Origin of the sequence: Pseudomonas hunanensis (assembly GCF_013393325.1) — a bacterium.
Taxonomy (GTDB): Bacteria; Pseudomonadota; Gammaproteobacteria; order Pseudomonadales; family Pseudomonadaceae; genus Aquipseudomonas; species Aquipseudomonas putida_P.
In genome coordinates, this window is the sequence record NZ_QJRC01000060.1 from 122,666 (window position 1) to 136,584 (window position 13,919).

The 13,919-nt window shown below is 62.5% G+C and carries 11 protein-coding genes; 6 read left to right on the forward strand and 5 right to left on the reverse strand.

Translation table 11 applies throughout. From position 1 onward, the window contains the following. Positions 1-126 precede the first annotated feature (126 nt). The 4 genes from DM807_RS01705 (at position 127) to DM807_RS01720 (ending at position 5,104) form a co-directional block, all read left to right on the forward strand. Positions 127-774, forward strand: a complete 648-nt coding sequence (locus tag DM807_RS01705; RefSeq protein ID WP_179026991.1) for a DUF1120 domain-containing protein — start codon at positions 127-129, stop codon at positions 772-774. A gap of 106 nt (positions 775-880) precedes the next feature. Beyond that, the gene (locus tag DM807_RS01710) at positions 881-1,594 is read left to right on the forward strand and encodes a fimbria/pilus chaperone family protein (RefSeq protein WP_179026992.1); all 714 of its coding nucleotides are present in this window, start codon (positions 881-883) and stop codon (positions 1,592-1,594) included. 44 nt (positions 1,595-1,638) lie between these two features. Continuing rightward, on the forward strand, positions 1,639-3,990 hold the full coding sequence (locus DM807_RS01715) for a fimbria/pilus outer membrane usher protein (protein WP_179026993.1): 2,352 nt from the start codon (positions 1,639-1,641) through the stop codon (positions 3,988-3,990). Further along, positions 3,956-5,104, forward strand: coding sequence for a DUF1120 domain-containing protein (locus DM807_RS01720; protein ID WP_179026994.1), 1,149 nt, complete (start codon positions 3,956-3,958; stop codon positions 5,102-5,104). Before DM807_RS01715 ends, DM807_RS01720 begins: the two co-directional genes overlap by 35 nt. 30 nt (positions 5,105-5,134) lie before the next feature. Here the strand turns inward: DM807_RS01720 and DM807_RS01725 are convergent, their stop codons facing one another. Beyond that, complete coding sequence (locus DM807_RS01725; protein ID WP_012270823.1) at positions 5,135-7,723, reverse strand: glycosyltransferase; 2,589 nt, start codon at positions 7,721-7,723, stop codon at positions 5,135-5,137. 119 nt (positions 7,724-7,842) lie between these two features. Between DM807_RS01725 and tcdA the strand changes: the two genes are divergently transcribed. Beyond that, entirely contained in the window at positions 7,843-8,652 is an 810-nt protein-coding gene (gene tcdA, locus DM807_RS01730) for a tRNA cyclic N6-threonylcarbamoyladenosine(37) synthase TcdA (protein WP_012270824.1), read from the forward strand. Positions 8,653-8,814: 162 nt separating this feature from the next. Here the strand turns inward: tcdA and DM807_RS01735 are convergent, their stop codons facing one another. The 4 genes from DM807_RS01735 to DM807_RS01750 form a co-directional block, all read right to left on the reverse strand. Then, entirely contained in the window at positions 8,815-9,225 is a 411-nt protein-coding gene (locus DM807_RS01735; protein ID WP_012270825.1) for a SufE family protein, read from the reverse strand. Further along, on the reverse strand, positions 9,222-10,427 hold the full coding sequence (locus tag DM807_RS01740) for a cysteine desulfurase (RefSeq protein ID WP_179026995.1): 1,206 nt from the start codon (positions 10,425-10,427) through the stop codon (positions 9,222-9,224). Before DM807_RS01740 ends, DM807_RS01735 begins: the two co-directional genes overlap by 4 nt. Before the next feature lie 81 nt (positions 10,428-10,508). Continuing rightward, a complete protein-coding gene (gene dapD, locus DM807_RS01745; protein ID WP_012270827.1) occupies positions 10,509-11,543 on the reverse strand; it encodes a 2,3,4,5-tetrahydropyridine-2,6-dicarboxylate N-succinyltransferase in 1,035 nt (344 codons plus the stop codon). 31 nt (positions 11,544-11,574) lie between these two features. Further along, positions 11,575-11,922, reverse strand: a complete 348-nt coding sequence (locus DM807_RS01750; protein WP_003252272.1) for an ArsC family reductase — start codon at positions 11,920-11,922, stop codon at positions 11,575-11,577. A 308-nt stretch (positions 11,923-12,230) separates the two neighbouring features. Here DM807_RS01750 and DM807_RS01755 point away from each other — a divergent pair, with 308 nt between their 5' ends. Further along, positions 12,231-13,877 carry a Na+/H+ antiporter gene (locus DM807_RS01755; RefSeq protein ID WP_179026996.1) on the forward strand — a complete coding sequence of 549 codons (1,647 nt, stop codon included), beginning with the start codon at positions 12,231-12,233 and terminating at the stop codon, positions 13,875-13,877. The last annotated feature ends 42 nt before the right edge of the window (positions 13,878-13,919 follow it).

Sequence of the window (13,919 nt, forward strand, 5' to 3'; positions counted from 1 at the left end):
ATTGATTGCAACAGAACGCTTGCCTTGAGGGGAGGTATTTCACGCTGAATACGCAGTGCGGGTGGGGGTAGGTTGCATCGGCCCCTAGAGGGTCAACCAACTCGTATCGAAAGGTAGAAGAGCGCTATGAATATCAAGCAGTGGATTGCCATGGGTATGGCACTGGGATGCAGTACAGCCGTGTTCGCCAATACGACAGATGTCATCGTCAGCGGAGTGATCAAGCCAAGTGCATGCACGCCGTCGCTCAGCGGAGGCGGAACGTTCGACTTTGGTGTCATCACGGCTGCCGAGCTCAGAGAGGATTACGTGACCCGGTTCAAATCGCAGCCCCAGCAGCTTGCCGTGAACTGTGGTGCGCCAACTCGGTTCGCCTTGCGGGGCGTTGATGGTCGGGCAGACAGCAATATGTTGCCTTCCAACGTTACGTTCGGCCTGGGTACCAATGATCTCGATCAGCGTATTGGGTCTTATTTCCTGCAAGGGATTGGAAGCTCTGTTGTCGTCGACGGGAACAGTTCAGTGACTCGTCTGATTACGGCCGACAGCGGCAAATCCTGGGCGCCGGACAGCAACTCAATTAATTTCAGCCTGTACAACGGTAAGGAGGGCCACTTTCACGGCTTTGCGGTAGACGCGCAGATACCTACTGCCATCAAGCAGTTGACCGCTGACCTGCAGGTCGACATGAGCATCTCCGCGCTCAAGAACCTGACGGTCACCGACGACATCACCATCGATGGTGCTTCGACCATCGAGGTGTCCTACCTCTAAGGGCGCACCGAGCGCGCGCTTGTCGCTACGATGGCAAGCGCGGGCTCGGTCCCTTCCCTCGCTCGCTGCCTTTCGGGCAGCGAGCCTGTCTTGTATCGAGTCGAGCATGAGCAAATTGAAGCAATTGCTGTTGAGTGCTGGCTGCATGCTGCTGTCGATCAGCGGCGCCCAGGCCGCCGGCATGGTCCCGGAAACTTCCGTGGTGATCGTCAATGAAGCCGAAGGCGAGGCAACGATCACGGTGCGAAATGATGATCCAGCCCCAGCGCTGTTACTGGTAACCCTGCAGAACCTGCCGGAGGATGAGGAGCCCCTGCTGTTTCTCACCCAGCCCGCCTGGCGCGTCGAGGCCGGCGAGCAGCAGCAGGTGAGGTTCATGCTGCGCGCTACCGCGCCTCTGCTCACCCAGCGGTTGAAGCGGGTTGTATTCGAAGGCGTGCCACAGCAGGAAGTGGCCGGTAAGCGTATTGCCAGGGTGGGGGTCAGTGTAAGGCAGAACCTGCCGGTCATCATTCACCCCAAGGGCCTGGCCCCCAACCGCTCGCCCTGGGAGGGCTTGCAGTGGCGCTACGGCACGCAAGGTTTACAGGTTGATAACCCGACGCCCTATGTGGTTAGGCTGGCGCAGGAAGTGAGGTTGATGCCTGCGAATGCGCAAGGCTACTTGCCACGCGCCTACATTTTGCCTGGCGAGTCGCTTGAGGTTCGCCTGGAATCGCCAGCCCCACAGGCCCCGCAAAGTGTCAGGCTGTTCCCGGCCACAGTGTACGGCTTTGCCGTCGATGAATTTGAAGCGCCGTTACTCAGGGGCGGCAATTGAATGGGCGGGCCAAGAGCAGCCGAACAGCGAACTGGCAATGTCTGATGGCGCTCCCTTGGGCCTTTCTATTTCTTGAGTGCAGAGCCAGCGATGGCCTGACATTCGATCTCGAACTCCTGCGTCAACGGGGTTTGAGTGAGGAGCTTGCGGCCTACTTTCGTGACATGCCGCGCTTCACCCCAGGCAATCACATCGTGAGCCTGACTATAAACGGCTCACGATCAGGAACGGTACAGGCACGCTTTCTGAACGACGGCAGCTTGTGCATTGACACTGGCCTGCTCGAGGCGGGTGGGATTCGGTTGCCGACGGCTGCGGCGAGCGAAAGCCAGGGCTCCTGCATCGACTTGCTGTCAAGCTACCCACAGAGTCAGATACAGGCAGACCCTCAGTCCGCCAGTGTGACCATGGTGGTGCCTGCGCAAGCCCTGCGCCCGGCCGCCGCAGGTGATGACCTTTCGGCTTATGACTCAGGTGGGTTCGCTGCAATGTTCAACTACGACGTGTCGATGCTCGATACGCGTTTCAAGGACGGCAGCAGCAGATCCTGGACTGCCCTTACCGAGCCGGGTTTGAACCTGGGGGACTGGATCGTGCGCAGCCGTCAGATTGCCAGTCTGGGGCAACAGGCAAGTCGGCTCAACGCACTGGAAGCCTACGCCCAGCGAACGTTCGCCGATCAGGCGACTGTCCTGCAGGTCGGTCAGATCCAGATGGGTAACCCCGTGCTGAGCGGCGTTTCGGTTGACGGTTTTCAGCTGTTTTCCGAGCAGGCGTTGGGCCATCTACAACAACGTCGCGTGGTTCAAGGCATCGCCAAGTCCCAAGCGAGGGTGGAGATCTACCAGCGCAACCGCCTGGTGTATGCCACCGTCGTGCCGCCAGGCCCGTTTTCCATTGATAGCCCTGCGCCAGTCGATGCCTTTGCTGAACTGGAAATGGTTATCCATGAAGCGGACGGTGAGGAGCGTCGCCTGACCTTGCCTGCCTCGCCGATGGCGGCGGGGTTGTCAGGAGGATACCAGTTCGGCATTGGTCAACTTCGCCACAGTCGCGCCGCGTCACCTTGGGTGCTTAGCGCCGGGTGGAGCGGGAGTGTGCTTGATGGCTTGGAAGTGGGGGGAGGGCTAATTGCGACCGACAGCTATCAGGCTACCGGGTTCGCGCTCGGTGCTCAGCCGTGGACGCAGGCTCAGATGCAATGGTCGCTGGGCTACTCGCAGCCGTTGCATCAGGAGAGGGGGATGCAAAGCCAGATGACCCTGAACCAGCAGTTTGCCGGCGGATGGGGAGCGGGCTTGACCTATGGGCTGCAGAGCCAAAGTTATCAGGACCTCCAGCAGGCGCTTGAGCCGTCAGGTCGCTTGGAGGGCTTGCGCGATTTTTTCAGCGTCGGCCTGTCATGGCAGGGCACTGGGCTGGGCAACTTCAGTGTCGGGGGCGGCCAATCGCGCACGCGTAATGGCCAGACCAGCAGCCAGGCAAACCTGCGCTGGGGAGCGACGTTGGGGCAGGTGTCATTGAATGCTGGTGTGGAATGGAGCCTCAGAGGAGCAGATGATCGAGGGCGTCTTCTTTACATGAGCGCTAGCGTGCCATTGGGCACCAATCGTCGTCTTGGTGCCTCGACCCGAGCTTCAGGTGACCACTACCGCTCTTCATTCAACCTGCGAGAACAGGTCAGCGATACGTTAGGTTATCGCCTGAGTGGCAGTCACGATAGCCATGATCCGGCGCTGCTACCCAGTGTGGGGGTTTCCTGGCTGGCCCCCTTCAGCCAGGTGCAGCTGGATTACTCAAAGACTGGCGATTCTGCACGAACCCTGGCAGCCAACCTGCGCGGTGGGGCCCTTGGGCATGCACAGGGCATCACGCTAGCACCTTATTCCATTCAGGATACTTTCGCGCTCATCGAAGTGGGTGATCTTCACGGGGTGAAGGTCGATACGCCCAGCGGCCCCGTATGGACCGATCGCCAAGGCCGAGCCATTGCCTCACGGATTACCCCCTACGCAGACAATCGAGTGCAGGTGCAGCGCCGAAGCCTGCCGCGCAGTGTCGATCTGGCCAACAGCCTTGGCATCGTACGGGCAGGTCGAGGCGCGGTTTCCCAATTGAGTTTCATCGTCGAGCGGACCAGGCGCGTGCTGTTGCAGACTTTGCAGGGCGACGGGCCGCCCTTGGCGGACAGTTCCATGGTAGTGGATGCCAACGGAAGCTTCGTGACCATGGTGCAGGCCGGAGGCTTGATATTCCTGCATGACTTCCAAGAGGAAGAGCGCTACCACGTGACCTCGCCAGACGGCTCTGGTTGTGCCCTTGAATTCACCCTCAGCGACAGCCCGGACCCGGAGCAATATTATGAAACGACCACCGCACGCTGCCATGCGATCTGAATGCGTGTGCAGACAGCTGTGCCTGGCCTTGCTGTTGATGGGCATGAGCTGTGCTGCGGCCGCACAGGGTTGTCAGATTACGCTCGGCCAGCCCCAGATCGATTACGGCAAGGTCAACAAGACCCAGTTGCAGAAACAAGGCAATCGCTACCTACTGGGAGAGCGGCACCTGCAGATGACAGTCCAGTGTTCCAGAGATACCGATATGGTCCTCAGCTATCTGGCTGATGGCATCAATGGCGATGTTTTCGGTTTTGCTGAGCGAGGGCAGTATTCACTGCTGCTTTCTGATGCGCGGCTCGATGGCCGTCCGGTGGCCTTGGGAGCAGCAAGCGCGCGCAGCCCCTGGCAGATGAAGGGCGACAAGGTTCACTGGTTGCCAGCAATGCAGCTCGCGCCACTAGAGGCCAATGTACCCCTTCAAGGCACAACCTTCACGGCTCGCCTGACCGTTGATGCATGGCTCGACGCAACGTCGGATCTGTCGAGCACGGCCGGGCTGCAGGCAAGTGGCATGATGGCTGTCGACGATGCTGCCGTGAGCCTGGCACTGCAAGCCAATGTTGTACCCGCAGCGTGTAAATTGCATCTGGGCAATGACGGCCTCGTGGATTTTGGCGTGATCGCGACCGGGGAGTTGTCTGCCAGTAAAACCAGTACCTTGCGACGGTCTTTGTCCGCCGCGGTGACTTGTGACAGCCCCACTCGGTTTGCCCTTCGCGCGATTGACAACCGCCAGTCAGGAACGTTCGCCCATGTGCAAGGCCTTGCACGTTCTGTCTTGTTTGGCGCGGGTAAAAAGGCCAGCGACAGCCTGGCGTGGTCGTTGCGGTTCGACGGTGCGGTGGTAGGCGATGGGCTTGCATTGCAACCCCTGTATTCCTCTCAAGGTGGTGCTGGCTGGGAGCCAACCCCACGAACAGCGTTCCTTCACACCGACAATCGCCTGCACGGGTTCGCGGCCAGCGAACGCACTGCTGCCGGGCCTACCTTGATCAGGCAGCTCGACGCTATGCTGATGGTCGAGCTGTATGTTGCGCCTATGCGCCAGCTCGACCTGCGTGACGAGACGCTCATCGATGGGGCGGCCACGCTGGAGCTCATCTATCTGTGAGGATGAGCTGCAGGTGGCCGGCAGTCCAGGTCAAGTGTGCGCGGGATGTACCTGGGGTGCAGGCTTGGGCAGCGATGACAGGAACGCCATCACCAGCGCCGCCAGATAAGGCAACGACTGTACCAGCAGCATCGCCACCCAGAAGCGCATGTCCGAACTCGGCAGCCCCTGCACCAGGTAGATGCCCAGCGCCGCCCCCCACAGCAGCAACATGATGAACAGCTCTTCACGCGCTTCGGAAATCGCCACCAGCAACCCGTGGCTGTCGGCATTCTTTGGCGTGCGGAAGAACGGCATGCTGCTGGTGAAGAACCCGTACAGCACCGCCTTGGCGATGGTATGTGACAGCGCCAGCCCCGCCAGCGCCGCCGCAAAGGCATCCTTCAGGTTCACCCCCACAGCACGGCGGTAGAGGAAGATGATTTTGCCGACCTTGAAGAAGAACAGCGCCAGTGGCGGGATGGCGAAGATCATCAGTGGCGGGTCGACCCGGTGCGGCACGATGATCATCGCCGCCGACCACAGCAACGCACCGACGGTGAAGAAGATGTTCATGCCATCGGCGATCCATGGCAGCCAGCCGGCCAGGAAGTGATAGCGTTGGCCACGGGTCAGCTCACTGCCCTTGCCGCGCAGCAGGGCGCCGGCGTGGTGCTTGATGATCTGGATGGCGCCGTAGGCCCAGCGGAAGCGCTGCTTCTTGAAGTCGATGAAGGTGTCGGGCATCAGGCCTTTGCCGTAGCTGTTGTGGGCATAGGCGGCCGACAGGCCCTTCTCGAATACCCGCAGGCCCAGTTCGGCGTCCTCGCAGATGCACCACTCGGCCCAGCCCAGCTCTTGCAGCACGCTGCGCCGGGTCATGGTCATGGTGCCGTGCTGGATGATCGCATCACGGTCGTTGCGGGTGACCATGCCAATGTGGAAGAAGCCCTTGTATTCGCTGTAGCACAACTTCTTGAAGGCGCTTTCGTGCTGGTCGCGGTAGTCCTGCGGCGACTGCACCACGGCAATTTTCGGGTCGGCGAAGTGCGGCACCATGTGCTTGAGCCAGTTGCGGTCGACGCAGTAGTCCGAGTCGATGACCGCGATCACTTCGGCGTCTTTGGCCGTGTGCGGGATCAAGTAGTTCAGCGCGCCACCCTTGAAACCGGCCAGGGGCGCGACGTGGAAGAACTTGAAGCGCTCGCCGAGCTTCTCGCAGTGGGCCTTGAGCGGCTCCCACACGGCTGGGTCCTTGGTGTTGTTGTCGATCACCAGCACTTCGTAATCGGGGTAGTCCAGGGCAGCCAGGGCGTCGAGGGTTTGTTTCACCATTTCTGGCGGTTCGTTGTAGCACGGCACATGCACCGACACCTTGGGCCGGTAGGCACTGTCGGCCTGCACCGGCAGGAACTCGCGGCGGCGCTTGTGTATCCAGACGGCCTCGGCCAGTTCGTGGGCTTCGGTGAGCAGCACGATGAACACGCCCAGCGCGCCGAGGGCCAGCAGCACGCCCACGGTCAGGCTGAACCAGGTGCTGTACTGCTGGCTGTAGTCGTAGGCGATCCACACCAGCACCGACCCGCACAGGAAGGTGATGAACGTGAGGAAGGTCCGGCCACGCTGGCGCAGGGCCGAGCCGTCGATGAACAGCACCATCAGGGCGATCATCGCCAGCACCACCGAGGCCACCGCCAGAGCACGCCACTGCGGGATCGCCACCACCGGGCCGTCGAAGTTGAACTTCTGCTGGCGCTCGGCGTTGTACACGCCCCAGTAGGCGCCTACCGAGCCTTCGTCGCTGGCTTTCCACGGCTGGTCGTAGGCTTCGATGACAAAGTAGTTGTAGCCACGGCGGTTGAGGGTGTTGACCAGGGTGCGCAGGTAGATGGCCTGGTCGGCCTGGGTGGCATCGGCACCCCCGCGCATGCGGCCGTTGCTTGGCCAGCCGACTTCCGACAGCAGCAGGGGTTTGCGCGGGAACTGGTGCTTCAGCTCACGGGCGCGGTCGAGGACGAACTCGACCGAGTCCTTCATCGGCACGAACTCCCAATAGGGCAGGATGTGCGCGGCAATCAGGTCGACGTGCTTGGCCAGTTCCGGGTGTTCCTTCCAGATGTGCCACTGCTCACTGGTGGTCACCGGCACTTTTACGGCCGCACGTACCCGATCCAGGTATTTGATCAGGTTTTCCGGGGTGACTTCTTCGCGGAACAGCGCCTCGTTACCGACCACTACCCGCACCACACTGCGCGAGGTGTTGGCCAGCTCGATGGCGGTGGCGATTTCGCGTTCGTTGCGTTCCAGGTCCGGGCTGATCCAGATACCCAGCGTCACCCGCAGGCCGAACTCCTCGGCCAGGCGCGGGATGTCGGCCTGGGTGCCTTCCACGGTGTAGATACGGATGCTGTCGGTCAGTTTGCTCAACTGCTCCAGGTCCTGGCGCATCTCGTCGTCAGTAGGGTACTGGCCCTTCTGCGGGCTTTCACCCAGGCGGAATGGCGAATACGAAAAGCCAGAGATCTGCTCTGGCCAGGCGGGGGCGGAAACCGGGCGGTTGATCAGTGCCCAGAACCCGGTGAACAGCGCGGCGATGGCCAGCACCACAACCAGGTTCAGGCCGAATTTACGTGAAGACATTGTCGTCCATTTGTGTCGAAGTGATAGGACATTAAAGCAGGGTTGGTAGTCTCTTTCCTAACGATGCAGGCGATGGGCCCGCTGGCATATAATGCGCGCCGGTTTTTTGGGGTATGAACATGAGCACAGAAGATCCACGCTTCGCCGGCGTTGCCCGGCTGTACGGCGACCAGGGGCTGCAACGCCTGGGCCAGGCCCATGTGGCGGTGGTCGGTATTGGCGGAGTGGGCTCCTGGGTGGCCGAAGCGTTGGCCCGCAGTGGCGTGGGCGAAATCACCCTGTTCGACCTGGACGATGTCTGCGTCAGCAACACCAACCGCCAGGCCCATGCCCTGGAAGGCCAGGTGGGGCGGCCCAAGGTCGAGGTCATGGCCGAACGCCTGCGAGCGATCAACCCGGCGTGCAAGGTGCATGCGGTGGCTGACTTCGTCACCCGCGAGACCATGGTCGAGTACATCCATGAGCAGCTGGATTGTGTGATCGACTGCATCGACAGCGTGATGGCCAAGGCGGCGCTGATCGCCTGGTGCCGGCGGCGCAAGATCGCGATTGTCACCACCGGTGGTGCGGGTGGGCAAATCGACCCGACGCAGATCCAGATCGCCGACCTGAACAAGACCTTCAACGACCCGCTCGCTTCGCGGGTGCGCTCAACCCTGCGCCGCGACTACAACTTCTCGCGTAATGTCAGCCGCAACTATGGCGTACCGTGCGTGTTCTCCAGCGAACAGCTGCGTTACCCCAAGGGCGATGGCAGCGTTTGCCTGCAGAAAAGCTTCGTGGGTGAGGGCGTAAGGCTGGACTGCGCGGGTGGCTTTGGCGCGGTGATGATGGTGACCGCGACCTTTGGCATGGTGGCAGCCAGCAAGGCGATCGAGAAGCTGGTGGCCGGTGCGCGGCGCCCTTCGGAGCGTATCAAACCTGAGTAACCATTCTCATGCCTACTCGGTCTTTGTAGGAGCGGCCTTGTGTCGCGAAAGGGCCGCAAAGCGGCCCCAGCAATTTTGGCGGCGAAGCTGAAAATGTGGGGGCCGCTGCGCGCCCCATCGCGACACAAGGCCGCTCCTACAGGGAGCAGCGTTGCCCTGGATTTAGCGGTTGGACGCCAACTCCGCCATCCGCTGCAGCACCGCATGCAGCCCATTGCTGCGCGACGGCGACAGTTGGCGCTCAAGCCCCAGCTGTGTAAACCACGCGCGCAGATCGAGCATGGCCAACTCGTCACTGGCCAACCCCTGCACCCGCACCAGCATCAACGCCAGCAGCCCGCGCAACAGGCGTGCATCGCTACTGGCCTTGAACCGCCACAAGCCGTCGACCTGCTCGGCCACCAGCCAGACCAGGCTTTCGCAGCCATGCACCCGGTTGGCTTCGGTCTTTTCAGTCTCGGCCAGCGGTTCCAGTCGCTCGCCCCATTGCATCAGCAGCCGCGCGCGCTGCTCCCAGCCCTTGCCCTGTTCAAAAGCGTCCAGCGCCTGGCGTGCCTGCTCCGGCATGTTCATCGCAGCAGCTCCAGGCCCTGATCCAGCGCCGCGAAGAAGCGCTGCAAGTCATCACTGTCGTTGTACAAGCCCAGCGACACCCGAATTGCGCCTTCCAGGCCCAAGCCTTTCAGCAGCGGCATGGCACAGTGGTGACCGGCGCGCACGGCAATGCCTTGCTCGGTGAGCAAGTGGGCAATATCGGCATTGTGCACGCCCTCGATGACGAAGCTGGCCAGGGCCGCCTGTGGCGTACCGAGTATGCGCACGCCTTCGCGGTCAGCCAGGCCGCGCAGCAGGTGCTGGTGCAGGCTGGTTTCGTGGGCCGCGACCGCTTGGGCATCGAGGCTGGCCAGGTAGCCCAGGGTTGCGCCAAGGCCGATCACCCCGGCTATGGGCGGCGTACCTGCCTCGAACCCCAGCGGTGCCGGGCGGAAGCTGGCGCTGTGGTACTCGGCAAGTTGCACCATCTCGCCACCGAACTGCCAGTGGCGCAGCAGCCCCAGCGCTTGGCTGTGGCCATAAAGCACGCCGACGCCGTCCGGGCCGTACAGCTTGTGGCTGGAAAACACATAGAAGTCGCACCCCAGTTGCTGCACGTCATGGCGGCCGTGCACCACGCCCTGGGCACCATCGACCACGGTCAGCGCGCCTTGGGCGCGGGCATGGGCCAACAGCGCCGGTAGCGGTTGCCAGGTACCCAGTACGTTGGACAGCTGGCTGACGGCCAGCACGCGGGTGTGCGGGCCGATCAGTTGCAGTGCCTGGTTCAGGTCGATGCAACCATGAGCGTCCAGCGGCAGTACCACCAGGCGCAGGTTGCGCCGGTGCGCCAGCTGTTGCCAGGGCAGCAGGTTGGCATGGTGCTCCAGGGCACTGACGGCAATTTCGTCCCCGGCTTCGAGGCGGTGTTCCAGGCCGTATGCCAGCAGGTTCAGTGCCGAGGTGGCGCCGTGGGTGAACACCACTTGCCGTGAGTCTGCGGCATTGAGCCAGGCGGCGACCTTGTCGCGGCTGGTTTCGAAGGCCTGGGTCGCCAGCGCACCGGGCAAGTGCTGGGCACGGTGCACGTTGGCTGCGCCATGGCCGTAGTAATGGCTGAGGGCATCGAGCAGGGCTTGCGGCTTCTGGCTGGTGGCGGCGCTGTCCAGGTAGGTCTGGTGCTGCCGTTGCAGGGCGGCGATGGCGGGAAAGTCGGCACGCCAGGGGGAGGGCTGGAACATGTTCGCGGGGCCTGGAATGAAAATCGGGTCTGGCGCGTTGGCGCCAGACCCGATCTTAACACTTCAAACCCGACAAGGTTCTCAGTTGTGGGCGTGCAGTGCTTCGTTCAGCTCGATGGCCGACTTGTGAGTCTTGCACTCTACGGCGCCGTTCAGCGAGTTGCGGCGGAACAGCAGGTCGGTCTGGCCAGCCAGGTCGCGGGCCTTGACCACTTTCACCAACTCGTTGTTCTCGTCCAGCAGGTTCACCTTGGTGCCGGCGGTGATGTACAGGCCGGCTTCGACGGTGTTGCGGTCGCCCAGCGGAATGCCGATACCGGCGTTGGCGCCGATCAGGCAGCCTTCGCCGACCTTGATGACGATGTTACCGCCACCGGACAGGGTGCCCATGGTCGAGCAACCGCCGCCCAGGTCCGAACCTTTGCCGACGAATACGCCAGCGGACACGCGGCCTTCGATCATGCCTGGGCCTTCGGTGCCCGCGTTAAAGTTGACGAAGCCTTCGTGCATGATGGTGGTGCCTTCGCCGATGTAGGCGCCCAGGCGCACACGGGCGGTGTCGGCGATACGCACGCCGGCCGGGACCACGTAGTCGGTCATTTTCGGGAACTTGTCCACCGAGAACACTTCCAGCAGCTCGCCCTTCAGGCGCGCTTCCAGTTGCAGCTCGGCCAGTTCGGCCAGATCGACCGCGCCCTGGTTGGTCCAGGCCACGTTCGGCAGCAGCGGGAAGATACCGGCCAGGCTGACGCCGTGTGGCTTGACCAGGCGGTGCGACAGCAGGTGCAGCTTGAGGTAGGCCTCTGGGGTGGAGGTCAGGGCAGCGTCTTCGGCCAGCAGGGTGGCGACCAGCGGCTTGTGGCTCTCGGCCAGGCGGGTCAGCAGGGCGGCCTGGGCAGCATCAACGCCTTTCAGGGCTTCGGCCAGTTGGGCGGCCTGGCCGTTGCTGAAGGCGATGGCCTGGTTGCCACCTTCGTAACCGAGAACAGGGGCTACCGCAGCAACCAGTTCGGCGCTCGGGTTAAGCAAAGGTTGTGCGTAGAACACTTCCAGCCAGGCGCCCTGGCGGTTCTGGGAGCCGACACCGAAGGCCAGGCTGAACAGGGTATTGGACATGTGATTACCTCGTGCGAAATAGGGTAGGGGCTCAGGCCAGGGCAGCGGCGTACAGGTCGGGCTTGAAGCCGACCAGGGTACGCGCGCCAAGGTCCAGCACCGGGCGTTTGATCATCGACGGCTGGGCCAGCATCAGCTCGACGGCCTTGGCCTGGTCGAGGTCTGCCTTGCTGGCGTCGTCCAGCTTGCGGAATGTGGTGCCGGCACGGTTGAGGATGACTTCCCAGCCGTGTTCGTCGCACCAGCGGTTCAGGCTGTCACGGTCGATGCCTTGGGTCTTGTAATCGTGGAATTCGTAGGCGATGGCCTTGTCTTCGAGCCAGGTACGCGCCTTTTTCATGGTGTCACAGGCTTTTATGCCGTAGAGCGTGTAGGTCATTGTGTACATTGGGGGTGCAGGTTGCCCCAATCTCTCCGTTTTTCGATGTCAGTCGCGGGATTATGCGGGAACCAAACTGTGAGCGCCACGGGTGTGCTCGCCTTGAGTCTTGCAGTGGGTCGGCGATTGGGTGCCGGCCGTGCGGCGCTCGATCTCACAGACGAAGAAGTATCATCATGTTACATATTCACCTGCCACCTGCGACTATCGTGCAGCGGCCCCAAACCGTCGGTCGCCGCTAACATATTGTTTCAATGGCGATGTTTCGCCCTGCTATCGTTTCTGGTTCACAAAGGAAGCTCTCCCGGATGCAGTCCGCCTACACCGTCCTCATCCTGCTGACGCTGGTCAGCCTGTCGAAGCTGGTCGGCCGCATGATTCCGCTGCCCTTGCCGCTGGTGCAGATCGCCGCCGGTGCCTTGCTGGCCTTGCCGACACTGGGCCTGCATGTGGCCCTTGACCCCGAACTGTTCCTGTTCCTGTTCTTGCCGCCGCTGCTGTTTGCCGACGGCTGGCGCATCCCCAAGCGGGAGCTGTGGCGCATTCGCGGGCCCGTGGTGGCGCTGGCCGTCGGGCTGGTCCTTTTCACCGTGGTTGGGGCTGGATACTTCATTCACTGGCTGCTGCCGAGCATCCCGTTGCCAGTGGCCTTCGCCCTGGCAGCGGTACTTTCGCCAACCGACGCCGTGGCGGTTTCGGCCATTGCCCAGGACCGCCTGCCCACGCCGCTGATGCACATGCTGCAGGGCGAAGCCCTGATGAACGATGCGTCGGGCCTGGTGACCTTCAAGTTTGCCTTGGCAGCGGCGATTACCGGGGTGTTTTCGCTGACCGATGCAAGCTTCAGTTTTGTCCTGGTCGCGCTTGGCGGTCTGGCGGTGGGTGTGGGCTTGAGCTGGCTGGTCGGCCGCCTGCGCGCCTGGATGATCGCTCGCGGCTGGGACGACCCAGCCACGCATGTGGTGTTCATGCTGCTGTTGCCATTTGCTGCCTATGTGCTGGCCGAGCGTCTTGGCGTGTCGGGCATCCTTTCGGCAGTGGCGGCGGGCATGATGCAGAGCTGGCTCGACCTGCTGCCACGGCAAACCAGCACCCGCCTGCTCAACCGCAGCGTCTGGTCGCTGCTGGAGTTCGCCTTCAACGGCCTGATCTTCCTGCTGTTGGGCCTGCAGTTGCCGGACATCATCAAGGCGGTGGTTAGCCACGAACCCACCGTCTGGCCGACCCTGGCCTACCGCTGCCTGGATGTGGTGGCGATCTTTGTCGCGCTTATCCTGCTGCGTTACATCTGGGTGCAGAGCATCTGGCGCTCGATTGGCGTGGTGCGTCGCTGGCGCGGCAAACCGGCGCTGGTGCTGATGCCTACAGCGCGCTCCTGCTGGCTGCTGACCCTGGGCGGGGTGCGGGGGGCGGTAACCTTGGCAGGTGTGATGTCGGTGCCGTTGCTGATGGGGGCGGGCAAGGCCTTCCCGGAACGTGACTTGCTGATCTTCATTGCCGCCGGGGTGATCCTGCTGTCGTTGATCAGTGCCTGTATCGCGCTGCCGCTGTTGCTGCGCGGGGTGACCAAGAGCCCGGACGAGCGCCTGCGCCAGGAAGTGCAGGAAGCCTGGCGGCGCACGGCCGAAGCGGCGATCCATGCCCTGGAGGCAGAGGAGGTGATCGACAGCAATGCGCCGCAGGACGCCGCGCAGGCGACCTTGGCGACCGAACTGAAAGCGCGGTTGATGGCAGAATACCGGGATGAGCTGGACAGCTACAACGACAGCGCCGAAGCCAAGGCGCTGGCCGAGCAGATGGACCTGCTGGAGCGGCATTTGCGCTTGCGTGCACTGAGGGCGCAGCGGTTGGAGCTATACAACCTGCATCGCCAGCACCTGGTCGGTGATGAAGTGGTGCGCCAGGTCCTGGGGGAGCTGGACATGAGTGAAGCGAACCTTGGGCAAGTCAGGTAGGGCGTCGAAATGGCGAGGATTGCCCGCGCTCACCGAGAGCAC